This is a genomic window from Pseudomonas sp. 11/12A, assembly GCF_000800055.1.
Taxonomy (GTDB): domain Bacteria; phylum Pseudomonadota; class Gammaproteobacteria; order Pseudomonadales; family Pseudomonadaceae; genus Aquipseudomonas; species Aquipseudomonas mohnii.
The window spans coordinates 3,274,686-3,298,828 of sequence record NZ_JUGV01000001.1 but is presented as its reverse complement, the minus strand read 5'-3'; the positions used below and the strand labels follow the sequence as shown (position 1 = coordinate 3,298,828).

Below are 24,143 nucleotides of genomic sequence, written 5' to 3'. Positions count from 1 at the left end.
AGGGGAAGAGCCTTCAAGCTCTTCCCCTATTTTGTATCTGGAGTCTGTACATGGAAAACCTGGATGCGCTCGTCTCGCAAGCTCTAGAGGCTGTGCAAAGCGCTGAAGATATCAATGCCCTGGAGCAAATCCGGGTTCACTACCTTGGCAAAAAGGGTGAATTGACTCAGGTGATGAAGACCCTGGGGAATTTGCCGGCAGAAGAGCGTCCGCAAGTCGGTGCGCTGATCAACGTTGCCAAGGAGCGTGTCACAGACGTTCTCAATGCGCGCAAGGCATTGTTTGAAGAGGCCGATCTGGCCACCAAACTCGCAGCCGAGTCCATTGACGTGACCTTGCCTGGCCGTGGTCAGACCTCTGGTGGTCTGCATCCGGTTACTCGCACTCTGGAACGCATCGAGCAGTTCTTTACCCATATTGGCTACGGTATTGCCGAAGGCCCTGAGGTCGAAGACGACTACCACAACTTTGAAGCGCTCAACATCCCAGGCCATCACCCGGCCCGGTCGATGCATGACACCTTCTATTTCAATGCCAACATGTTGCTGCGCACCCATACCTCGCCGGTACAGGTCCGCACCATGGAATCCAAGCAGCCGCCGATCCGCATCGTCTGCCCTGGTCGTGTGTATCGAAGCGACTCGGATATCACCCATTCGCCGATGTTCCACCAGGTCGAAGGCCTGCTGGTCGATCGCGACATCAATTTCGCCGACCTCAAAGGCACCATCGAAGAGTTCCTGCGCGTGTTCTTCGAAAAAGAACTGGCCGTGCGATTCCGCCCTTCGTACTTCCCGTTCACCGAGCCATCCGCCGAAGTCGACATGGAATGCGTGATGTGCAGCGGTAAAGGCTGCCGTGTCTGCAAGCAGACAGGCTGGCTGGAAGTGATGGGCTGCGGCATGGTTCATCCGAACGTGCTGCGCATGTCCGGGATCGACCCGGAAGAGTTCTCGGGCTTTGCCTTCGGCATGGGCGTTGAGCGTCTGGCCATGCTGCGTTACGGCGTGAACGACTTGCGTCTGTTCTTCGACAACGACTTGCGGTTCCTCGCGCAATTTCGCTAGTCGTAACGAATTCTTAGGAGAGCAGGATGAAATTCAGTGAACAATGGCTGCGTGGCTGGGTAAGCCCGCAGGTAAGTCGTGACGAGCTGGTTGCTCGTCTGTCGATGGCCGGTCTTGAGGTCGATAGCGTCACGCCGGCCGCCGGTGTATTCAGCGGCGTCATCGTGGGCGAGGTGCTGAGCACCGAACAGCACCCGGACGCCGACAAACTGCGTGTTTGCCAGGTCAGCAATGGTTCGGAGACGTTCCAGGTCGTTTGTGGTGCGCCAAACGTACGCCCGGGCCTGAAGATTCCGTTCGCCACCATCGGTGCCGAGTTGCCGGGCGATTTCAAAATCAAGAAAGCCAAGCTGCGTGGCGTTGAATCCAACGGCATGCTGTGCTCCCAGGCCGAACTGCAAGTCGGAGAAGGCAACGACGGCTTGATGGAATTGCCTGTCGATGCGCCTGTGGGCCAGGACATTCGTGAGTATCTGAACCTGGACGACACCAGCATCGAGGTCGACCTGACCCCGAACCGCGGCGACTGCCTGTCCCTGGCGGGCCTTGCTCGCGAAGTCGGCGCGCTGTACGCCGCCCAGGTCACTCGCCCCGTAGTGGCTGCGGTTCCAGCGGTGCATGATGAAGTGCGCTCGGTTGAAGTGCTGGCACCTGCCGCCTGCCCGCGTTACCTGGGGCGTGTCATCCGTAACGTCGACCTGTCCCGGCCTACGCCGCTGTGGATGGTTGAGCGCCTGCGTCGCTCCGAGGTGCGCAGCATCGACGCTGCTGTCGATATCACCAACTACGTCATGTTGGAGCTGGGTCAACCGCTGCACGCCTTCGACCTCGCCGAAATCAACGGCGGCATCCGCGTGCGGATGGCCGAAGAGGGTGAAAAGCTGGTTCTTCTCGATGGGCAGGAAGTCAGCCTGCGTAGCGATACGCTGGTGATTGCCGACCATACCCGTGCGCTGGCAATTGCCGGTGTCATGGGTGGTGAGCACAGCGGTGTCAACACTGCGACCACTCGCGACATATTCCTGGAAAGCGCGTTCTTCGATCAGATCGCTGTCGCTGGCAAGGCCCGTTCCTATGGCCTGCACACCGACGCGTCGCACCGCTATGAGCGTGGTGTGGACTGGCAACTGGCCCGTGAAGCCATGGAGCGCGCCACTGGCCTGCTGCTGGAAATCACCGGTGGCGAAGCGGGTCCGATCATTGAAACCGTCAGCGAGCAGCACCTGCCGTCGATCGCGCCGGTGACCCTACGTAGCCAACGCATTGCCCAGATGTTGGGGATGGAAATGGATTCGGCCGAAGTCGAGCGTCTGCTCAGTGCTTTAGGCCTGGGAATTACCGCCGACGGAGCAGGGCAGTGGCGCGTAGAAGTGCCAAGCCATCGTTTCGACATCAGCCTGGAAGTCGACCTGATCGAAGAGCTGGCTCGTTTGTACGGCTACAACCGCCTGCCGGTTCGTTACCCGCAAGCGCGTCTGGCGCCGCAAGCCAAGGCTGAAGCCCGTAGCGATCTGCCCGAACTGCGCCGACTGCTGGTAGCTCGTGGTTATCAGGAAGCGATCACCTACAGTTTCATCGATCCGAAACAGTTCGAGTTGTTTAATCCGGGTGTTGAACCGCTGCTGCTGGCCAATCCGATTTCGAACGACATGGCTGCGATGCGTTCGTCCTTGTGGCCTGGCCTGATCAAGGCGCTGCAACACAACCTGAACCGTCAGCAAGATCGTGTACGTCTGTTTGAAAGCGGCCTGCGCTTTGTCGGTCAACTTGAAGGCTTGAAGCAAGAGCCAATGCTCGCGGGTGTGGTTTGCGGTAGCCGACTGCCTGAAGGCTGGGCGCAAGGTCGCGACACGGTGGACTTCTTCGACGTCAAGGCTGACGTGGAAGCGGTGTTGGGCTTTGCCGGTGCGCTGGACGCGTTCACGTTCGTGCCGGGCAAGCACCCAGCATTGCATCCGGGTCAAACTGCGCGTATCGAGCGTGAGGGGCGTTTGGTCGGTTTTGTCGGCGCGATCCACCCTGAATTATCGAAAACGCTTGGGCTGGACCGTCCCGTGTTCGTTTTCGAACTGGTTCTGGCAGAAGTCGCCTCGGGCAAAATGCCTAAATTCCAGGAGTTATCGCGTTTTCCTGAAGTGCGTCGTGACTTGGCATTGATTGCGGACAAAGACGTTGCAGCCGCGGCTGTGCTGGACGTAATCCGTGAAAATGCAGGCGAATGGCTGACAGACCTCAGGCTATTTGACGTGTATCAGGGTAAAGGCATTGATCCTGATAGAAAAAGCCTCGCAGTTGGCTTGACCTGGCAGCATCCATCGCGCACTCTTAATGACGATGAGGTGAATTCTGCGACGCAAAACATCCTCACCTCGCTCGAACAAAGGTTGAACGCCACGTTAAGGAAGTGACGTATGGGGGCTTTGACGAAAGCTGAGATGGCGGAACGTCTGTATGAAGAGCTGGGCCTGAACAAGCGGGAAGCCAAGGAATTGGTCGAACTGTTTTTCGAGGAAATCAGGCACGCTCTTGAAGACAACGAACAAGTCAAGTTGTCCGGTTTCGGCAATTTTGACCTTCGGGACAAACGCCAGCGGCCTGGCCGCAATCCGAAAACGGGAGAAGAAATCCCGATCACGGCTCGCCGTGTGGTCACCTTTCGTCCAGGGCAGAAGTTGAAGGCCCGAGTTGAGGCTTATGCTGGAACCAAGTCATAACGACGAGCTACCCGTCATCCCAGGCAAACGCTACTTCACTATCGGTGAAGTCAGCGAGCTATGTGCGGTAAAACCGCACGTGCTGCGCTATTGGGAGCAGGAGTTTCCTCAACTCAACCCCGTCAAACGCCGCGGAAACCGCCGGTATTATCAGCGCCAGGACGTGCTGATGATCCGGCAAATCCGAGCGCTTCTTTACGATCAAGGATTCACCATCGGCGGCGCACGCCTGCGTTTGTCCGGTGATGAAGCCAAAGACGACACCACGCAATACAAACAAATGATTCGCCAGATGATCGCTGAGCTGGAAGATGTTCTGGTGGTCCTCAAGAAGTAAATTCGTGCTTTTAAATACTTCCAGTTTTCAAAAGCTTGCGATATATTCTTGAGCGTTCCTCGAGATGAGGAACGGGTTTCACGCCTAGTCGGGGCGTAGCGCAGTCCGGTAGCGCACTAGCATGGGGTGCTAGGGGTCGAGTGTTCGAATCACTCCGTCCCGACCATATTTTTCAATGAGTTAGCCCAATCTTTCCAGATTGGGCTTTTTCATGCCTACGAAATTACTCCCACATTTACTCCCACGGAGAATCTGTACCCTCGCAATAAAGAGCACTCGCTAATCCGCCTCATCTCTTCAGCTGAACATCTCGTTGATTTCCGTATCAGCACGGCCCAAGGATTTCATCGAGATGTTGCCTGCTTCGTTTTCACCAACGTGCCAGAGCGAAAATTTCGGAAGGTTGAGCCAGGCCGGACGCTGTGCCGCGACTGGATACGCCGAGCGGGTTTCATAGGTAGCTGCACCGTCGATAATCGAAACCAGCGCAATACCGTGAGCTTTGGCATATTTGATCGCTCCTGATTGAAATCCTGATGTGGTGAACAGCATTCCTTTATGAGCGCCCACAGATCTGACCTTGTCGTGCAGCACTTGAACCAACTCTCGTTCGACTGCGCTACGGTATTTTTTGCACTCAATCAGAACCTTGAATTCGGCGCCTCCAAAGGCTTGGAATTTCGCTAGTACGTCGATCTGGTAGGTTGAGTCGTAGCTCTCCACCTTCGCGTCATGAGTCACCTCTAGCGAGGTCAGCTCACCACCTTGCTTGAGGATCCAGTCCCTGACCAACCGCTCAAATTCAGTGGCTGTGATTTCGAGATAGGAGTTCGCCATTGGTGGAAACATTTGTCGTCCTTAAACTGAGAGATTGCCCGTCCAGCTTGCGGCTATTGGGTAAATTTAGTGCGACGGCGCGCAACTTGAGGTGTTGGGTTGGCATGACAGGAGAGCCATGCCCTCCATAAAAGAAATATAGCCCTATGCCATTCAAACTCACTAGGATGAGTTAAATTCGCCTAGCAAGGTCAGTGGTGCCCCGCGAGCTCTTAGCGCTTGGGGTTCGCTGAAGCGTACGGACAGCTTAGCGGAGTGAGCTCATGCTCGAGAAAATCATAAGCATCGACAACGTCGGGGTTCTGAAAAAAGCAGCTCAGCGACCTGTCGAGCTTCAGAAAGTCAGTCTAATTTATGCCGATAACGCTAGGGGGAAGTCGACGTTGTCGTCTGTGCTACTAGCCTGCTCTACTTTCGATGCCAAGGATGTCTCAGATAGGAAGACTGTCGGGGCGACACTCCCTCAAAAAGTCGCTTTACGGTTCAACCAAGGGGCACCGGGCGGGGCCTTCAACGTCCAGTTTGACGGCAATGCCTGGGCGGGGCAGAAACCCAATTTGCATGTGTTTAACCAAGCTTTCGTTGATCGGAATGTGTATGCCAGCTCAGGTGTGCTTCCGGAGCAGAGGGAGGCGCTGCTAGATCTTGCACTAGGTGACGCAGCAGTAGCACAGCGCACTAAATTTGATGCTGAGACCATTGCCGTGAAGGAGAGCACAGTAACGGTCAACTCTGCGGAGGCAGCTCTTCAAGGCTATCGAGGACAGCTTCCGCTCGCTCAGTACATCAAGCTTGCTTCTATTCCAGATGCGGATGACCTGATTGTTCAAACCGATAAGCTAATAGCCGAAGCTCGAGCCTCTGATCAAATTCGTCGGCGTCCTGAATTCCGGCCAGCGCCGTATCCAGCTTTCAATTTTGACGATATTCCTAGCCTGTTGGAGAGCTCGTTCGAGAGTATCTCCATCACTGCAGAGGAAACAGCGAAAGCTCACTTCGCGAAGCATAATGGAACAGCGACAGAGCGCTGGGCTGCTGAAGGGTTGCAGCACCAACCAGATAATGAATGTCCATTCTGTGGCCAGCCAACTCGGGATCTCGGCCTGCTCAAGGCATTCAAACTCTACTTTGACGGTTCCTATTCGGAGTACCAAAAACGTATCAATCAGCTTCGCCATTTGGTCAAGGAGCGTGTCGGAGAACAGCAACTTGCAAGCTGGCGCGCATGCAATGAGTACAACCAAGGGCTACGCAGCGTCTGGTCTGAGACCTCGCTAATTGATGAAATTCCCGAGCTGGATTTCGAGAAAGCCGCCTCGCTGCTTCAATGTGTTGAGGTGGCGTTGCTCGAAATCGTAGCCGCCAAGGAGGGTAATCCTCTCGATGCTTTGGATTCAAAGCCATTTATGGCTGCCGTCGCTATGCTTAGTGAGCTGAGCGATCAAGCTCGCATCTTCAATGAGCAGATTGGTGAACTCAATGGTCGCATCTTGGCATATAAACAGAGGCTCGCAGCACCTGATATAGCAGCTCTGAGTGAACAAAGGGAAATGCTTACAATCACCAAAAACAGATTCAGTGCTGAGGTGCTGAAATTGATTGATGGGCTGGATGCTGCAAAGACTCAGTTGCGGACTGCAGAGCGTGCGAGGGAAGCTGCACGCACTGAGTTAGACCATTTGATGGCCGCAACATTGCTAACTTTCCAAGATGCGATTAACGGTTGGTTACGAAGCTTTTCAGCGCCTTTTGAAATCGATTCCCTAGGCTCCACTCATCTAGGAGGCGGCCTCCGTTCGGAATACGTGCTCAAGATCAGAGGTGCTCGTGTGGTGATCGGGCCTAAAACTACCGGCGACTTGTCGTTCCATGCAGCATTGAGTGAGGGTGACAAGCGAACGCTCGCTTTCGCTTTCTTCCTTGCACGCCTATTTGCGGATCCGAAGCGAACTGAAACGACAGTCGTCTTGGATGACGTGTTCACCAGTTTGGATAGACACCGACGACACAACACAGTGGAAGCGGTACTAAAAATGGTAGCTGAATGCTCGCAGGTAATCGCCCTTGGGCATGATGCGCACTTCCTCAGGGAGGTGAAACGTCGTGTAGAGCGAAAAAAAATTGCGATTGCCGGCGAATACTCTCTCCATCGCGATGCTGAAGAGTACAGCTACTTGGACAGCTTTGATCTGGATGCATACTGTTCATCGGATTACTACAAGCACTATCAGCTTGTTGAGCGCTTCATCGCAGGGGATCAAACTTGCAGCATGCTTGAAGTGGCGAAGGCTCTGCGCCTGCTGGTAGAAGGGCATCTGCATCGATGCTTTCCGAAGAAGTTCAAGGAAGGCCAGACGGTGGGAGATATGTTGGGCCAGGTCAAAGCTGCTGCGCCCCCGAACCCCCTGGCTTTGCTCCTGCCTTTGCATGCGGATCTAGTGAGTTTTAATGAGTTCGCTGCTGCCTTCCATCACGATACGTCAGGGGGCTACACCAGGGTTGAGATCAATCAGGCAGAGCTACTTCCGTTTGCCAAAGGTGCTCTGGGCTTCATCCAGATGAGGACGTTTCGGTAAGCCTGTTTACGTGAGCGGTGAGCGGTGAGCGGTGGCGCCTCATATTGAGGGTCACCGCAGGGGGGCTTAGTGATGTTATTGTCAGCTAGCTTTTAACATTCATGGAGGAGGGGTACAGTGAAGAAGCATTACTTATTCATCGATGAGTCTGGTGGGAAAGGATATGCAGATAATCGGGAGCGTTTTCCTGGTGAGCTAGGCGTGATCGCAGGGTATCTCATTCCTGATGTATATATAAAGATTTATAGGGATGAAATTGAAGGTTGCCTATCTAATATTGAAAGTTCAGGGAAGATTCATATAGCTGAGATGGAAGATAAGCGTGAAGTTAGGGGCAAGGTATTTGAGACCTTCGGAAGGCTGGCAATACCGTGGATGTATGAGGCGATCTTCGTGGAGGGGTTCTATCAGTCAGAATTCTGCGAAGGTAGAGGTGGCTGTCGGTCGCACACTGAACTATTGCATGCAAAGATCTTCATCGGCTTGATGCTTAAGGTTTTTGCATCTTTACATAAGTTCAAGGAGCTGGGTGTAGAGCTTGTGGTTGTTTCTGATAATCTAGATAAGGGTGTCATAAAAAAACTTTTCAAAGAGCTCGAGGATCACCTAGCTCTGCTCAAGGAGGGTGAGTTAAAACGTCAGTTTAAAGTTTATGATAAGGCTACTGGCGAATTACTTCACTGTACGTCTCGGGCTACAATGGATAATGTTCCTCACTATCCTGGTCTTGATATAAGCATCACGTGCGAAAATTCGTCAATGACATTCGTGTCTGACGTATTAGCTAATAGTGTAAATTATTATCTCATGGAGAAATTCAAGGTTGATCCTCAATTGTTACCAAACTCAAGGCAGGCGATAGCCGATCACCCAATGGTTCGGTCACTTTTGTGGGCGTACGATGCCAATGAGCAAGAAATTTCAAATCTGAGTGACATCCTGTATAGGAGGGAGCAGAAGCATCTATCGCTCTCGAATGCTGATTTATTACCAAGTAATAATCCCTCAACGCTAATTGGCTTTCAAAACTGAGTTTTCTCATGCTTGACGACATAGAAAATCAAGAGCGGAACGAGCCAAACCGAAATCATCCGGGCGTCGATATCGACGCCTTCCGCTAAGCTGCTTTGGTTGAACGTCACAGCGCCGGCATCGGTATTGTAAGGCTAGCGTTCCGCAGCACTGATGAAAACGTGGTTGCTCGAGCCCATCCAGCAAACCTAGCGGGTACTCATGAAAAGTGACTGCCGTTCCGAAATGCCACGTCGTGGACGACGAAATTTGGGCGGTAGCTGGTAGCACAGGTAAGCTCATAATGGAGCTGCCGGCCATGCAATTGACGGGCTGAAGAATGTGACAGGTCATTCTGGGTAGTAATTAACTCTTGGTATCAATGAATTTTTCAAATCTCCAAGCCGCAGATATCCCTTGATGATCTAGTATCGAATAAATGCTTGCGAAAATGGTTTCACCCTCACTAATGTCAAGGGTGCTGATTTGAGCAATATTTTCTTCGGTCAGATCTACGATGACGTACTGGTATGAAGGAATATGACGTAGGGTGGTTTCTTTTGGCGAACTTTCAAGGTCGATTTCTTCGACACGAAAGAAACCCGCTTGCGAGACTTTATCGCCTGGATCGGAAATGGCTATGTCTAGCTTGAGTTCATCTGCCATAAAGTACCGAAGCTTCATGGTGAACTCTTCCTGATTTAACGTATCCCCGAACGAAGTTTTGTAAGTCTGTTGGTGAGCAAAATCCTCAATGATTCGAGTAATAATTTCGCCTGTTTTGTATGATGTGTTCGAGGCAGCGAAAAGTTCTTTGTAGATGGCTTTTAGGCTGTTAATGCAGTTCAGAGCTTCGGTGGCGAGACTATTGTGGTCTCGGATTTTAAAGTCGTCATTGAAGTGTAGGCATTCGTTCCTAATTATTCGTATGGCATCAAAGGCCTTGTGCGTCGTTTCGGATAGCTCGCCTCTATCTTTTAACTTTTGAAGTCGTACATGTTGCGTCAAGCCGGCTAGGTCAGGGTGGTTAATTTTGATAGCATAATATTTGCAGAGGTCTTCACTGGCAATGCCTGTCAATGCGATAGTGCTATAAAACGCTCCAAGTGAGTATGTTAGCTCCGCCTCTTTGATGAGACGAATAAAGTCTCCCGTTTCCTCGACGATGCCGATATTGTTAATCTGCCATTTTCGGTCGGTTATTTTGTCAATCTCACTGTTTACCCATGTTTTAAATGAGTATTTGTAAGCTGATTTATCTCGTTCGATTAAATTCGCAAGCTCATCAGTGTCAGCATCTTTGTAGTCAAACTTAGTGCAGTCAAAATAGCGCATGTAAATTCCTTTTGATGAATCGTGGTGTGGTCGTTGCGGCTACTGATGTAGTCATGCGATTTTTTCATTATTCTTGGTAGCGAGAGCTGTAACCGTCGCAATGATCACACCCGCTGTAGTAGGTGTCCTCCTCAATATGAGTCGACTCATCATTGCAATATTCACAGGTGCCGTAATTGTCAGCAATATCAAAGCATTCAGCACAAAGATATTCATTTTCACTAACTTCTACTACTGACTCATAGCCTTGGCATGCGCCGCAGTTGACAGGGAAAGGATAATGGCCGCCATCTTTCACTGCGAGATAAGCTTCGCCTTCGTCGATAAAACCTGAGATTAAGTCATCTTGATCGAAGGCGTGTTGGCATTGGCTGCATGTGCTGGAAGAATCACCCTGAAATATCACAGGATGACTGCATTCACTACACTCAATTTGTACGCATGTCTGAGTAAATTGGCATACTAGGCATTCGGACTGATAAACTTCTTTAATTCCACCTTGGTGCTCGCTGGCATCAAAGGCGCATGATATGCAGGGCGTATAGATCCATCCTTCTGCCTTGCCCTTGTTTATACGGGGCTTACTGTCATCGTAGATGGCCTCCAGATAAAAAAGGTGGTTTCGTAGTTTTTTATCTAACGCTCCAATTTTTGTTCGCCAAGGTTGGTAGGTTTCTTTCCATTGTTGAAGCATCAAAATGTGTAGGTAATACCAGGAAGTAAGCTGTAGCTTAACTATCTCTTGAATTTTACTGGCCTGTTCTTTTTCATCACCAGTTGAGTGGAAGAAATGAACCATTCGATTGCGATGCTTTGTGATGGCCTTGAAGGCTTCGATCTGCTGCTTGTTTAATCCTGGTGGAATAATTTTGTTTATTCTGTTTATCGAGTCATCGAGAGATACCGATACAAAGCTTCCTGAAAGAAACTCACTGAGGTCAGGGTCTTTTCTCGGGGATACTACTAGGCTCCAATGCTCTTCCAATAATCTCGATTTTAGGATTAGTTCAATTGCAGCGTGAAAATGAATTACTGAATATTTAGGTTTTTTTCTTAGATCGCGTATGGACTGGTTAAGAAAGTCTATAGCGTTATCCATAAGCTGATGTAGTACGATATTCTGGTTTTTGTTTGTCATAGGATAGCCAAGGTTGCCTTTAGTTATTAGTTGTCTCTAGTGATGCTCTCGGGCATCTCAAAATTCTCCAGATTCTTAGTGGGGTATTGGCGGGAGCACTCAACGCACTGGCTCAACGAACGCTGATTTACGATGAGTGATGTTACAAGTTGCCGCCCGATGATATGGAGCATTCCATTGAGCGGCTACTTGACCATTTATCTCGAAAGCCGAACCCTTAGTCGACGAGCGCGCTCCTTGAAGGCAGTTTCTCCCCCCTCAAGAATTTCGCATACGCGCTCTCGGATCAACCTGTCCTCCAGTCCGCCCGATAAGTAGGTAATCGGAGGCAGTTGCCCGTTACCATGTGGGCCACACTCAGCGATGATGATCTGGTCGGCATCCGTATTCACCACCAGGTTGGCGTTATGGGTCACCATAATGACTTGCCGAGTCGACTTGGCGGCCATGAACAAAGGGACGAGATCGTTGTAGATTGACTTGGGGTCAAGGTTCTCTTCTGGCTGGTCAATGATCAGTGGCCGACTGTCATTCGCATCGAGCGAAAGGTAAAGCAGCAACAGTACAATTCCTCTGGTGCCAGGAGAGAGCTTCTGGATTTCAACGCCGTCGTAATTTATGGCGTAACGAACAGAAATGTGGTCGGTACCGTAGAGCCATTGAGCCAGGCGCTTAGTCCACCGTCGATACTCTGCCAGATCCGATGTGGCTACCGGCGCATGCTCAACGAGCTGTTCATGATAGTTCTTAATAAACTCTCTCAGCGCAGCAAGCACGGACTCGTCATCTCCGTAGAGCCAAGGAGCATTCAATGACTCGAGCACTTTCTCGCGCAAGGTACCCCGGCCTCTGAATGGGCCCTTTTTGGAGAGGTTGAGCAACGACTCACCCTCGGCAGACCAGGCCTCAATGTCAACAGTTCGGGCTACCGAAAACGACAGTTTGTTGAGCGTCCCTTGGGCACTATCCAGCCGCTGTTTGATGGGTGAGTAGAGCTCCTGAAGAACTTGCTCCTCAGCCACCAGGGCAGAGAAAACCCGTTTGTATGACTCGCACCTTTCGCTCACCAAAACTTCGAGACGTTGGGAGGCTCCGACATGGTCGGCTAGCTTCTCCCTGCTGGCTCGTAATAGCTCAGTTTCTGTGGTTATTTTTGTTGAAAGCTCCTTGAATCGATTTGCGGTATCTTGGTCAATGCTGACTAGTTGTTGTAGCCGATTAATTTCCGCCTGCAGCAGCGAGAGATTGCATTCTTCAAGCTTGGCACCTTCAGAAATATACTCGCGATGAGGGTCTTCGTTCTGAGTCGGTGGCACTCCTATCCATGCGTCTCTGTTCTTTTGAGCCTTGAGCAACATCTTTGACAGGATGGCTCCGACGTCGCCTTCGTAGTCCCTGAAAAAAGCACTCCACTCATCATTTCCTAGACCACTTTTGGTATGGCGTGCCTGGATGTCTCTAAGATCATTGGGCGCCACGACTTGACGAACATTGTTGACCTCGTCCTGCATGAGAAGAATCTGCTGCTCTTGGGCTTTGTAATACCTCACATAGCCGGCAACCTTTTCTGAGGCGGCAGTTAGTAATTGCTGAATCGCCCCGGATTCTCTAGACACCTTGCAAGCTCATTGCGTAACGCTTTTCAAACTCTACCGGTGACAGCTGATTGTTGAAACCATGGCGGCGTTTTACGTTGTAGAACATCTCGATGTAATCGAACACATCACTACGAGCATCTTCCCGCACGGTATATATTTTTCGCTTGATCCGTTCCCGTTTCAGAAGTTGGAAAAAGCTCTCGGCCACGGCGTTATCATGGCAGTTGCCTCGGCGACTCATACTGGCAACCAAATTGTTCGCTTTCAAAAAGCTGCGCCAATCGGAGCTGCTGTACTGGCTGCCTTGGTCGGAATGAACCATCACCTCTTGCTTCGGTTTACGCCTCCAAACCGCCATCAATAACGCATCAATGGCCAAATCACTGGTCATTTGCGACTTCATTGACCAGCCAACGACCTGACGAGAAAACAGATCTAGCACCACCGCCAAATACAACCAGCCTTCATACGTACGAATGTAGGTGATGTCGGTGACCCAAACCTTGTTGGGTTCCACGACATCGAACTGGCGCTTCAGCAAATTGGGTGAGGCGACCGCTGGCTTACCGCCGTACTTTCCAGGGCGGCGTCTATAACCTGTCTGAGAACGGAGACCTTCAAGACGCATCAGCCTCGCCACACGATGACGACCACAATCCTCACCGACCTCGCGCAGATCGTCATGGATTTTACGATAGCCATAAACGCCTCCGCTCTCCAACCATGAGTGCTTGATCAAACCCAGCAGTCGCTGGTCGTCTTTAGCGCGTGCAGATTGCGGCTCAGACAACCAAGCGTAATAACCGCTGGGATGGACTTTCAGCGTCAAGCATAGCCGTCGAATGGAATAGTCGCCGGCTCGCTGCTTGATAAAGGCGTACCTCAACCGCACTCCTTGGCAAAGTACGCGGCGGCCTTTTTTAATATGTCTCGCTCTTCAGTGACGCGCTTGAGTTCCGCTCGCAGACGACGCAGTTCAGCGTGCTGATCATCATCCTGCTGCCGTTCTTCTTGAGGTTTGCTGTAGCGCTTTATCCAGGCATAGAGGCTATGCGTCGATACGCCGAGACGCGCCGCTACATCAGCGACAGGCAGCTTCTTTTCGGTCACTTGATTGACTGCTTGGATTTTGAATTCTTCGGGATAACGCGGGTTGCTCATGGCACCTCCTAATTGACCTCAGTTTAAGGCAAAGAGGTGTCTACGAAACCCGGGGCGATTCAACTCGCGGCATTGCGGAGTAGGCGAGATAATCGGCGAAACGCGGATCTGAAATTTGTGTAGAATTAAGAATTACTGAGGTAGCACAAGTCATAGGCGATCTCGGTGTGAACGACGGATATGTTCTCGGTAGCGCTAATCTTCAGTGCAGCCGGACAAACGCAAAAGACACACGAACGGCTATTGTGCTCGGTAGGAGTTACCTGCAGATTGCCGTTCAGCTCGTTGAGGCCCACCTTCCATTTGTCGACCCACTTCCATATCCAATATTTATTTCGACGAACGGTTAACTTGGAAGCCAACGCGTCCGTGGCGGTGAAGAGTTGAGCGCCACCTCGACGTATCGCTACATCGAGGATAATGCTCTTGACCTCAAAAGGTGTGCGCGTAACGTACCTGCACGACGTAGTCGTTGCGTGCGCGGTTCTCTACTTCGGTCTCACGATAAGTGTTGAACCAGACACCATCACCATCGCCTACTTTCCAGAACACCCCAGGGCCAATCCCAAGCACTTTTTCGCGAGAGTCGGCGAGGCGGTGACCATTGACCTCATCATCACTTATTTGTTTGAAGTAATACCCATTGAGGCCAACTGAGACGTTGGGTATCACTTCATAGGAGGCAGTAAAGTTAATCCATGCCGCTTTGCCTGCCTGGGTATCACGCACAGGCTGACCTTCGAACAGTTGCACTGAACTGCTGGCTGGGTCCTTGTTTTTAAAGTTTTGCAGATAGTGCAAGCGCCAGCTCACTTCCCAGCGGGGTGCGGGCATCCAGGTCGCCGCCCAGTAAGGATTGATCGAGTAGAAGTTAGATCCTTGGTTGAGGTCCTTGTGTTCATCGTATTTACCGACGGGTAACAACACATCCAGTGCCAGGCGCTGGACGAAAATAGGTCGTCCATGCTCATCGACAATAGGATCGAACTGCACCAGCGGGCCGGTGGTGACGTCGCCAACTCCAGTGGCGTTGTCCTTGAGTTGTGGACCGTTGCTACCAAAGTCACCGTCGAGTGAAACGATCGGCACAATGATGTTCCAGCCCAGGTGTGCGCCCGCGCCAATAGTGTTGGGCGAGTAATAGCTGAGTTGGTTGATCAGGCTGGTGACATTGATCTTCGGGTTATCAAAGTCTTTGATTTCCTTACCCGAGTTATTTCGAATCGAACTGGCGCTGGTGTACTTCAAGTATTGCTGGAACGAAAAGCCGGACAGGCCGGCAAATCCATCGTAAAAACTGGTGCCTCCTAGATTGATCCCGTTCGGCTCCCCAACGCTAGGCGGTGGAGGGCCGTTGGCGGCTACAGTTTCTAGGGACGAGAGAGTGGCGAGGACTAGCAAGGCTGGACAAATTTTTTTTATTGTGTTCATCGTTGTTGGCTCTATTGTTATTTTTTTTGGCGCTATTTGGTAATTCCCAGAGTGCTTTTGCATCAAGCAATCTGGGACCAATGTGCTTTTGGCACATTATTTTTTTGCTTGCGTGGTACCTGGGCTCGCGGCATCAGACGCTGAGGGCTTTGCTCGGAATCGATGGAAAGGGCAACCCGCGACTTTCGCCTGCTCGCTCTGCTGATCTGGTGTTCTAGATGCACCCGCAGAGCGCTTGGCGGCATGCGCCACTTGCCGGCGTTCCGTGAAGGTGTCCTTCGGATCAGGGATCACCTTTTCCCCCATCCACAGAAAACCGGCAGTAAACAAACGCAATGCTTTCCTGGCCAACGGTGAGGGTCGTTTGAGTTCGTAGGCGCGGATCAGATGATCGGGATAAAGACTGATCACCCAGGCAAATACCAGAGAGTGTGAGAACTTTGGAAAATAACGATCGGCGAACTGTTGGATTATTGCTCGCGCCGCCGGTGGGCCCATGTCGTGTTTGGGAACATCCTCACTTTCCCAGCGATCCATGAAGGTCATGATTCCATCAAAGGAATCAGGGAAGCCTGTAATCGCTTCGCCCGTCCCGGCGTTGCGAAAAATGGTTGACATCTGGTGCCAGTATTTAACAGCGGCGAGCTTCTCTTTTTCGCTCATGCCCGCCATACCTACGCGTTGCATCAGGCGATGCATGCCGGCTGCTTCATAGCAAAGCGTGTAGACGTAGGTGTCGTTGCGGCTGAAGCTCTCGCCAAATCGCTGAGCGTAGTGGGAGTGTATTTTGTTTATCGACTCAACGTTTTCGCGGGTCTTGTCGTGGTGTGAACCGTAATGCCACCAAACCTGCATCTTCCAGGATGTGTCATCGGAGCGTCTGAATGAGTTTTTTAGAATTTTCCCGTCACCGTTGTCAATGAGAGGCAACGCGTCCAATTCCCTTACGAAGAAGTGAGGGAAAGTGACGGCGTACACAAGATTCATGATGAAGTCGGTTGGCCGATAAGCCGCAGAGAGTTTCCAGATCTCGTCATAGTCGGTAGCAGGGTCGAGCTGATCAATACGCGCGGCGATCCATTTGCGGGTCATCGGGTTTTCCTCTTATTTTTGTTGTCATCTCACTGGGCGCATGGTCATTGCGCTTCCTGCGGATGGCTTACAAGTTAGAAGAAGTACCGAGCGCAGTCATTAGGCCGGAAAACCAAAATAATGATTGGTTTTGGTATTGCAGTACGGCGGCCCTCAAGCGCTTGAAACGTGCGTTGATGGTCTATCGACTGGGATACATCAATCTCACTGTTTACCTGTTTCTATTCCCTTTCATGCTTGAGGACACGGCCCTCGTACTGGGTGATCAGGTGCAAGGCGCAGCGTATTTCGAGCTCTCGTTGCTTGATAGGGCAACCCAGCAGTAGTTCTATCTGTTGCAGTCTATACACTAGCGTGTTGCGGTGAATACCTAGCGCTTCAGCACCGTGGAGCAAGCTGTTGCCTGACTGCAAGTAAGCGCTGAGTGTTTGGCGGTAGCCGCCGGCTTTCTCTGATTTGTTTGCCAGAGGTCCGAGCACGGAGTCGACATACCACGCGGCCTTTTCAAGATCCTGACCGACCAGGATCGTCAGGACATGGTCAGCCCAGCGCATGACGCCTTTGATTGGGGAAAGGATTGCAACGCTACTGACATCTCTGGCTTGAAGATGGGTACGCCTGAACCCAGCAGGGCCCTTCGCTGGTTCACCCAGTGCACATTGAGTTCCACTTAATTGCCCCAGTGTTTCTTCAAGTCGTTTCAGTTGGGTCGGAGTAGGGGCGCGCGGTGTACTGACCCAAGCCCATGTCAAATGCTGAGTGAAGGAAACTACCAGCGGTGTATCGCCGATGATTGCATCTTGTAAATTGCGTTGTAACTCACCCAAGTCTGAGCTGAGCTTGGTGTTGAGATCAGAAATAATGATACCGACATGGAAATGCTCAAGATCCAGGCCATGATCTTTTTTGATTTGCTTTAGCTCGAATGGTTGAAGCGCGCCCGCATTGCCGATCAACTTTTCCACAAGGGCGCGGCGTCTCGCGATTTGACTTTCCATCAGCACCTGACGCTCGTCCAGGTAGCACAGCACAAAGTGCTCGATGATTTCATCCACCACGCCTGCACCGTTGGTGACTAACCGTTGAACCGTTGAGGGTGCAAAAGTCCTGGACGCCGACGCGGTGAAAAAATGATTGACCCAGATAGTCTGGTTGGCTCGCATGTTTTTGACGATGCTGCTGAACGGTACTTCGCGACGTGCAGCTTGTCGCGCCATTGAAGGGATCAATTTCAGCGTAAAGTGCTCACTGTTTCTCGATAACGAACTCATGAATATATCGAGGATGAGCGTTTCAAGGTTGAGGCGTATCTCTGGCGTCGGCAAGTCAGGCACCGTTTGAAACTCGTCCTGCAAGCGCTTGAGGGAACTGGCGGCCTCCTCAAGCGCCCAGGCCACCGCACCTTCACCCATCTTCAACACAGCATTGGTCAGATGATGCTGACCAATCACCGCCTTGGAAAAAGCTTCCTCGACCGAGCCTTTTGGCTGCAGGTGAGAATAGAGATCAGTAGTCAAACGGTACTCCCTGTGAGTCGTAATGATTATTTATGTACGCATCACGCAGCCGCCCGTGGGGATCCAGCGCACTGTGATTGCAGTATAGCGTCGCGGTGATACTGCAATACCAAAAACGCCGTCGAGCTTGGATGGACAGACCGGAGACTGGCCCGGGGCGAGGCCCTATCGTAAGTGGTGGTGTTTTTAAATCGAGAGCACCCAGACGTTGCGCCATGAGCGCTTCTGTCTGACGACTGAAGGCCGCTGATCAGAGGCCTCTATTTTCGTATTCACTATGTGCACTCAAGCGAAGAGAGGATCTACATGTCTGCCCCTAAAAAGTGGATTCAAGCCAAAATCCAAAGCCTCGACCCAAGCAAGGATTACATTGAAATCTGGCGTTTATCGAACAGCTACGGGCTGAACGACTTCATGCAGAACTTCATCTACGCGTTGACCTTCCCTAATTTTGTCGTCACCGATTGGGGCTCCAGAGCGGTCTGGCGTGAAGACGGTGGCAAAGTCGTTTCACGGTCCACCTCGCGTGTAGAGCAGACCGGCAGCGCCAATGCGCTGTGGTGGTTCTACGGTCCTGAAGACAGCCGCACCATCAAGTCGGTTGAAGGTATTAATAATCTTCATGCGCATTGGGCCAAGCAGTATCCCGGTGCCTTTTCTTATAATGACGATTACGTGTACGTCTGTGCATTCACCGCCATCACAATGCACCGTCTGAAGTTGAAGATGGGCGCCCCGGGCCTCTCCGAGAACGAGAAGATTGCCGCGCACTTGTTCTGGCGTGACATGTGCAAACTCTTCCGTGCTGAAAACGATCAGCCGATCACTGGTTACCCGGATAGTTTCGACGCGCTCGTGGAATTTTGCGAAGCCTTCGAAAATGCTCCAAAACCCAAGCTTGAACGTGGCAATCTCATTATCACGGCGATTCATGAGCAGTTTGTCTTCCGCTTCTTCCCCAAGGAGTTGCATTGGTTTGGCCATCAGTTACTGCGCGCCATGTCATTGACCACCACGCTCGACACCATGCAGGTCGACCGCCCTGACCCCGCCGCGGCCCAGCTTTTGCCGCAACTGGCCGGCTACATGATGGGCATGATGGAAATGAATGCCGACGATCCGACTGAAGCCTATATCGAAGAGCGGATGAACATGTCCAGTGAAGATAAAGCCGAAGTGCGAAAGGGCATCCAGGCGCTGGACAAGCAATTCCCCGAGCATTACGTCGAAACGTACAAGAACGATCCTAAATTTGTCGGTTGCCCTTTTCATGCCGCTTTGGGCGATGGCGTTACACCGCAAAATGCAGCCGACAAACAAAGCATCAAGTCCATAGAGGCTCAGGTAGCGGCTTTGGGCGGCGACGAGTAACGCCAACTCACCTTGTTGCCCTGCATGACAATCAGCCCCGACAGGGGCTGACTGCGTGGTGCATTAAAAAGGGTAGTGGTGACCACCTGGCTGCCAGGTCACCCAGTGTGCGCGAGTGAATTCATCGACGGCATAATGACCGTTGAAACGCCCGAGCCCGGAGTTCTTTTCACCTCCGAAGGGCGCGTTTGGCTGGTCATCGACGGTGATGTCGTTGATGTGCGTCATGCCGGCGACGATGCCACGAGCGAACTGCAACCCGCGCGCCATGTCTTGGGTGAATACCGCACTGGACAACCCATACTCGCTGGCATTCGCAAGTCGCAGGGCGTGCGCTTCATCGTCGGCTATGAGCATTGGTAACAGTGGGCCAAATGTTTCATCTACCGCCAGGGCGTCATCGGCTTTTACGTTGCCGAAAACATGCGGTGGGAGCAACAGACCGTTGGCTGAAGCGCCGAACAGTTTAGTCAGGCCAGCGCTGTGTGCCTGATCAATCTTGCGTAACAGGCCATTCAATTGCGATTGATTGACGACAGGCCCAATCACGGTGTCCGCATCATTAGGGTTACCCACTTTCAGCTTGCTGACCCTCTCCACCACAAGTTCTGCAAACGCCGGGTATAAGGTGCGATCAACAATCACTCGGTTGACGCTCATGCATATCTGCCCTTGATGCAGGAAACGGCCGACCACGGCTGCGTGAGCTGCCACTTCAACGTCGGCATCATTCAGCACCACCAGTGGCGCGTTACCACCGAGTTCAAGAGCAACGCGTTTGATGTGCTTGCCACCCGTGGCGATGCGCCCGACATTGCGCCCCACGTCCGTAGAACCGGTGAACGAGATCAGCCTGGGTACTCGATGTTCCACGAAGGCGTCACCGATTTCCGATCCGGCGCCCACAACAACGTTGATGGTGCCCGCAGGGAAGCCCGCCGCCTCCAGTAGGTAGGCGATCAACAATCCGCCGCTGACAGCGGTATCACTCGCAGGTTTCAGCACTACGGTATTACCTAATGCCAAGGCCGGAATAACGGAGCGCATGCTTAGATAAAGCGGAAAATTCCATGGGCTGATCACCCCCACAACGCCAAGTGGATCACGGAACACAAAGCTCTGTTCGCCGGGCTTGTAGCTGGTCAAGATCCGACCCTCTACTTGCATCGGCATGCTCGCGCATTCTCGGACCAGGTTCAGCGTGCTTTGCCACTCGATGCCAGCCTTGATTCGAGTGCTGCCCGACTCTTTGATGAGCCAGTCGATAATTTCTTCACTGCGCTGCGCAACGATAACGGCAAGTTTTTCAAGCAACATAACCCGTTGGCCGGCGTGTAGCGCAGCCCACTCCAGCTGTGCCTTTTCGGCGGCCAGATAGGCTTCATCCAGATCGGCGACCGAGGCGAGCGGCATGTCCAACAGCAACTCGTTGTTGAAGGGGTTGCGGTTGTCCAGGCGTTTGGTTGAGCGACCTGGCTGCCAGCGGCCGTTAATGTATTGATGACCTTGAATGGCAAATGGAGCGGGTGCGTTCTGGTTGTTCATTTAGGCGACTCGATCAATTTAATGGATTGACTTCCCTGCAAAATCAGGTGCGCATCCAGGCGCGGCCCCAGGAGTTAAGAGTGTGCTCACTCTGCGGCCATACGCCGGCTTCACGGTCTGCTGGCGCCAGTTCAAGTTCGGCCGAGAATTCCAGTCGGTTCCGATCGGCATCGACCACCATGAAAAACAGATTGTTGCCCGGACCATGACGGCCAGGGCCGAAGAAAATGCTGATGCGCTCCTTGGCAAACCGGTCGCCCCAATCACGAATGTCATTCCACTCATTGGTTTCGTAACAATGGTGGTCCCATTCATTCTTCGACCCACGGAAAAAGGCGAGGGAGTGATGCTCGTCGTCGGAGCGCAGGAAACACACCATGAGCTGGCCGGTTTCCTGGTCGACCACGTTGTCGGAAATGGTGAAGCCAACGGTGTTGACGTAAAAGTCGATAATCGTCTCAAGCTCGGTGGTTTGGAACACAACGTGCTGCAACCTCGACGGCATGCCTTGCAGTTCAGCACTTGTATCGGGAAGTACTACGCCGAATATTGTCTGGCGACCCTGTGGATCCCGAATGGCAAACGCGCCTGGCTCAAGTAAAGGCGAGGTCACCGGATCCATCTGGCATTCACGCTCAATCAGGTTCTGACGCAGCGCTTCCAGTTTGGCGTTGGAGTGGAGGTTGAAGGCAGCGGCCAGCAGGCCGCTATGGTCGGCTGGCGAAATGATTGCCGCTCGTTTCGGCCCCCGCATCACCTGGCTGCCATCTGCTTGTGGCGATGCGCGCATGTCCATCATTCGCGTATAAAAATCTACCTGGCGTTGAGGTTCTTTGCTTGCCAGGTGCAGGTAGCACAGTTGAGCAGAGGTCGAAGTCTGGAGGGTCGTCATGGAAAACTCCGCGATCAAAGAGTAACTGGGGAATGGGCGGTATTGGCAGCCGCGACGGCGACTGTCGTAGCCTGTGCAATGCCCAACAAGGACTGAAGAGCCAGAGCTGTTTCTGACTCCTGAGCCTGGTCAAATATGGCGGCGACATAGCGGTCGGGACGTAGCAGCAGGAAGGTGCTGGCCTCGGCAAACAGTGCGCTTAACTCACCGTTGCGATCATGTACGATCGTGAGTCCCGCCAAAGGGGGCGGAAGCGGAGCGTCTTGTGGAATGATCACGATGCGCTTGGCATCCAGGTGGGTCCAGAGCGGGTGCTGCAGTTGATCCATGCGTTGGCTGCGCAGATCGCCATATTGAATCAAGGCAAAGCCCGGGCCGATATGCTCATCCAACAGTTGCGCGCAGCCGTGAGAGTCGAAAAGAGTCGGCTGCGGCAGCATGGTCCCGGCGCGCAGGTTGCCGGCCTTACCTTGGGATAACACCAGGCCCTGGGTAAAACGAGGCTTTGGTTTAAACTTCATTTGCAGAAAGTAATCGCGCAGAGGCGGGATCAGCCCGATCACGCGGAAGGTGCTGGTAATGAGTTTGGCGTGCAAGGCCGAAGCCGGCGCCATGACCACCCCGAGATTCAGCGCCAGCTTGATCAGCGCCCAGGCATGATCGCGGCGTTCGCTTTCATAGGTATCGAGGGCGCTTTTCGCCATTTGTCCCCGGAGTACCGCCACAAGTTTCCAGGCGATGTTATGCGCATCACGCACACCACTGTTCATGCCTTGGCCCGCATAGGGTGGGGTCAGGTGCGCAGCGTCACCGGCGAGAAAAACACGACCTTCCTGCCAGCGAGAGGCAACCCTGGCGTGGAAGGTGTAGACCACTTTGCGCACCAGCGAATAAGCTTTTTCACCCCGGAACGGCCGCAGCAAGTTGCCAAGGCTAGCGTCGCTGAGCATTTGCTCATCAGTCTCGTCGTCTTTGAGCATGAACTCGAAGCGACGTGTCTGATGAGGGCCGGGGACTTCTACGACAGGTCGCTGCGCGTCGCAATACACACGAGTCTGCCAGAACGGGTCATCGTCCTGATCCAGATCCACGACCAACCATCGGGACTTGAAGCTGGAACCCACCATATCGATACCCAGTTGTTTTCGAACCGGGCTTCTGCCGCCATCACAGGCAACCATGTACTGGGCGTGCACCTCAACCGTGTCACCGGCCGCATTTTGTATTCGAGCGAGAACGCCTGAGGCGTTCTGTGTGAAGTCGATCAGTTCATGGCAGAAAAGCGGAGTCAGGCTAGGGAAACGCTCCATACCTTGCATCAGCGTGCGTTCGAACAGGGGTTGCCTGAACGCATTGCGTTTGGGGTAGCCGTATTGCTTGCCGACAGGTTCGACCTTGCCAAAGCAACGTCCCCCTGGCTTGTCGAAGTAGTGAACGCCGTAGCCTTTGACGACGTCAGCCAACACGGCTTCATCCAGCCCGGCTGCCTGCATGGTTCGCAGCGACTCATCGTCGATCGAAACGGCACGCGGTTCAGTCACGGTGCCGGCTTTACGATCAAGAATGGTCGTACGCACGCCGGCCTGTCCGAGGAGGTTGGCCAACGTGAGTCCTGTCGGGCCGGCACCGATAATCAGTACGTCAGTATTCACGGGTGTAAGGGTTGTCATTTTTATTCCCTCGGTGACCGCCGGGCTGGTCAGTCCAGTACTTCTGGTCTGTGCGCCAGCGCGGTCATGAGTTGTGAAAGATTGTCGGCAAGGGCGAGGATTTGCTGGCCTTGCACTTCATCCTGTTCGCTATCGCGTTGCGAGGTCGGGCGCACGCAGCTGATGCTGCCCACCACTTTGCCGTCGCCATCGAATATGGGGGCCGCGAGGCCAAAGACGTCAGCATCGACTTCGCTGGTGCTCAGCACATATCCCTGGCGGCGCAAGCGTTGGAGCGAGCGCCGGAACACCTCCCACGTCTTGCCAAGGTTGCTGGACTCGATGTCACTCGGGTTTTCCAGAAACAGTTGGCTTTGATGCCGTGAGCCCATGTTGGCGAGGATCGCTTTAGAGGTCGCCCCCATGAACAAAGGTCTTGGCGATCCTCGCGAGTAGCTCACTTGGTTGGAAAGGTTGCCGGTTTGATGGATACAGACCACTTGATCCTTGAACAGCCGACACACCAACCAGGCTTGCTCGGCAACCCATTGCGGAAAGGTCGACTCCAGGGAGTGCGCCGCGCGTACCAACGGATCACTGACGCGCAGTTGGCGATCCCAGGTGATGATTCTCGCGCCCAGCGCATAGCGACCGGCCTCCACCTGAAACAGCAAATTGGCCTCGGCCAGTTCGCGTACATAACGGTAGGCAGTGGAGCGTGTGAACCCCAGCGCATTTCCCATCCCGTCGACCGTCCAGATGGGATGGTGCTCGGTGAACAGGTCGAGAATTCGCAGCATCCGCTCCAGGCTGGAGCCTTTGCTGTCTGCCAGGTGCTCGGTGGTGTCTTCGGAATCAAACGGTCTTTGCAT

Annotated in this window: 18 protein-coding genes, 1 tRNA gene and 1 pseudogene; 8 read left to right on the top strand and 12 right to left on the bottom strand. The window is 52.8% G+C overall.

The window, feature by feature from the left end; translation table 11 throughout:
* Window positions 1–50 precede the first annotated feature (50 nt).
* From pheS to GQ39_RS15075, 5 genes are all read left to right on the top strand, one after another.
* The gene (gene pheS, locus GQ39_RS15095; protein WP_047531155.1) at window positions 51–1,067 is read left to right on the top strand and encodes a phenylalanine--tRNA ligase subunit alpha; all 1,017 of its coding nucleotides are present in this window, start codon (window positions 51–53) and stop codon (window positions 1,065–1,067) included.
* 26 nt (window positions 1,068–1,093) lie between these two features.
* Window positions 1,094–3,475, top strand: a complete 2,382-nt coding sequence (gene pheT / locus GQ39_RS15090) for a phenylalanine--tRNA ligase subunit beta (protein WP_047531154.1) — start codon at window positions 1,094–1,096, stop codon at window positions 3,473–3,475.
* A gap of 3 nt (window positions 3,476–3,478) precedes the next feature.
* On the top strand, window positions 3,479–3,781 hold the full coding sequence (ihfA, locus tag GQ39_RS15085) for an integration host factor subunit alpha (protein WP_002553164.1): 303 nt from the start codon (window positions 3,479–3,481) through the stop codon (window positions 3,779–3,781).
* Window positions 3,762–4,118, top strand: a complete 357-nt coding sequence (locus GQ39_RS15080) for a MerR family transcriptional regulator (RefSeq protein WP_003179985.1) — start codon at window positions 3,762–3,764, stop codon at window positions 4,116–4,118. The genes ihfA and GQ39_RS15080 overlap by 20 nt, the downstream gene beginning before the upstream one ends.
* Before the next feature lie 89 nt (window positions 4,119–4,207).
* Window positions 4,208–4,284: transfer RNA gene (locus GQ39_RS15075), tRNA-Pro, on the top strand.
* A 131-nt stretch (window positions 4,285–4,415) separates the two neighbouring features.
* Here GQ39_RS15075 and GQ39_RS15070 read toward each other — a convergent pair.
* Window positions 4,416–4,967 (bottom strand): restriction endonuclease, encoded by a 552-nt coding sequence (locus tag GQ39_RS15070; RefSeq protein WP_047531118.1) that lies wholly within the window; start codon window positions 4,965–4,967, stop codon window positions 4,416–4,418.
* 251 nt (window positions 4,968–5,218) lie between these two features.
* On the opposite strand from GQ39_RS15070, the gene GQ39_RS15065 reads away from it, so the two are divergent.
* Complete coding sequence (locus GQ39_RS15065; protein WP_047531116.1) at window positions 5,219–7,531, top strand: AAA family ATPase; 2,313 nt, start codon at window positions 5,219–5,221, stop codon at window positions 7,529–7,531.
* A gap of 117 nt (window positions 7,532–7,648) precedes the next feature.
* Window positions 7,649–8,563 carry a hypothetical protein gene (locus GQ39_RS15060; RefSeq protein WP_047531114.1) on the top strand — a complete coding sequence of 305 codons (915 nt, stop codon included), beginning with the start codon at window positions 7,649–7,651 and terminating at the stop codon, window positions 8,561–8,563.
* Window positions 8,564–8,908: 345 nt separating this feature from the next.
* On the opposite strand, the gene GQ39_RS15055 is transcribed toward GQ39_RS15060, so the two are convergent.
* The 7 genes and pseudogenes from GQ39_RS15055 to GQ39_RS30990 form a co-directional block, all read right to left on the bottom strand.
* Entirely contained in the window at window positions 8,909–9,877 is a 969-nt protein-coding gene (locus tag GQ39_RS15055) for a hypothetical protein (RefSeq protein ID WP_047531112.1), read from the bottom strand.
* 67 nt (window positions 9,878–9,944) lie between these two features.
* Window positions 9,945–11,015, bottom strand: coding sequence for a hypothetical protein (locus GQ39_RS15050; protein ID WP_047531110.1), 1,071 nt, complete (start codon window positions 11,013–11,015; stop codon window positions 9,945–9,947).
* Window positions 11,016–11,212: 197 nt separating this feature from the next.
* Window positions 11,213–12,604 (bottom strand): annotated as a pseudogene (locus GQ39_RS15045) (TrlF family AAA-like ATPase); the annotation flags it as partial.
* Window positions 12,605–12,623: 19 nt separating this feature from the next.
* Window positions 12,624–13,774, bottom strand: a protein-coding gene (locus GQ39_RS15040; RefSeq protein ID WP_134939429.1) for an IS3 family transposase whose coding sequence is annotated in 2 segments (ribosomal slippage) — window positions 12,624–13,537 and window positions 13,537–13,774 — 1,152 coding nt in all. Because the reading frame shifts where the segments join, the coding sequence is not laid out codon by codon here.
* Window positions 13,775–14,206: 432 nt separating this feature from the next.
* Entirely contained in the window at window positions 14,207–15,205 is a 999-nt protein-coding gene (locus tag GQ39_RS15030) for a SphA family protein (protein ID WP_047531106.1), read from the bottom strand.
* 96 nt (window positions 15,206–15,301) lie between these two features.
* Entirely contained in the window at window positions 15,302–16,297 is a 996-nt protein-coding gene (locus tag GQ39_RS15025) for a hypothetical protein (RefSeq protein WP_047531104.1), read from the bottom strand.
* Between the two features lie 221 nt (window positions 16,298–16,518).
* Window positions 16,519–17,814 (bottom strand): PucR family transcriptional regulator, encoded by a 1,296-nt coding sequence (locus GQ39_RS30990; RefSeq protein ID WP_052193598.1) that lies wholly within the window; start codon window positions 17,812–17,814, stop codon window positions 16,519–16,521.
* 306 nt (window positions 17,815–18,120) lie between these two features.
* On the opposite strand from GQ39_RS30990, the gene GQ39_RS15015 reads away from it, so the two are divergent.
* The gene (locus GQ39_RS15015; protein ID WP_020300876.1) at window positions 18,121–19,185 is read left to right on the top strand and encodes a hypothetical protein; all 1,065 of its coding nucleotides are present in this window, start codon (window positions 18,121–18,123) and stop codon (window positions 19,183–19,185) included.
* A gap of 63 nt (window positions 19,186–19,248) precedes the next feature.
* Here GQ39_RS15015 and GQ39_RS15010 read toward each other — a convergent pair whose 3' ends face one another.
* From GQ39_RS15010 to GQ39_RS14995, 4 genes are read right to left on the bottom strand one after another with little or no spacing between them, the layout of a single operon-like run.
* Window positions 19,249–20,730 (bottom strand): aldehyde dehydrogenase family protein, encoded by a 1,482-nt coding sequence (locus tag GQ39_RS15010; RefSeq protein WP_047531102.1) that lies wholly within the window; start codon window positions 20,728–20,730, stop codon window positions 19,249–19,251.
* A gap of 43 nt (window positions 20,731–20,773) precedes the next feature.
* The gene (locus GQ39_RS15005; RefSeq protein ID WP_047531100.1) at window positions 20,774–21,622 is read right to left on the bottom strand and encodes a VOC family protein; all 849 of its coding nucleotides are present in this window, start codon (window positions 21,620–21,622) and stop codon (window positions 20,774–20,776) included.
* Between the two features lie 14 nt (window positions 21,623–21,636).
* Window positions 21,637–23,292, bottom strand: coding sequence for a bifunctional 3-(3-hydroxy-phenyl)propionate/3-hydroxycinnamic acid hydroxylase (locus GQ39_RS15000; RefSeq protein WP_047531098.1), 1,656 nt, complete (start codon window positions 23,290–23,292; stop codon window positions 21,637–21,639).
* A 29-nt stretch (window positions 23,293–23,321) separates the two neighbouring features.
* Window positions 23,322–24,143, bottom strand: coding sequence for an IclR family transcriptional regulator (locus GQ39_RS14995; RefSeq protein ID WP_047531096.1), 822 nt, complete (start codon window positions 24,141–24,143; stop codon window positions 23,322–23,324).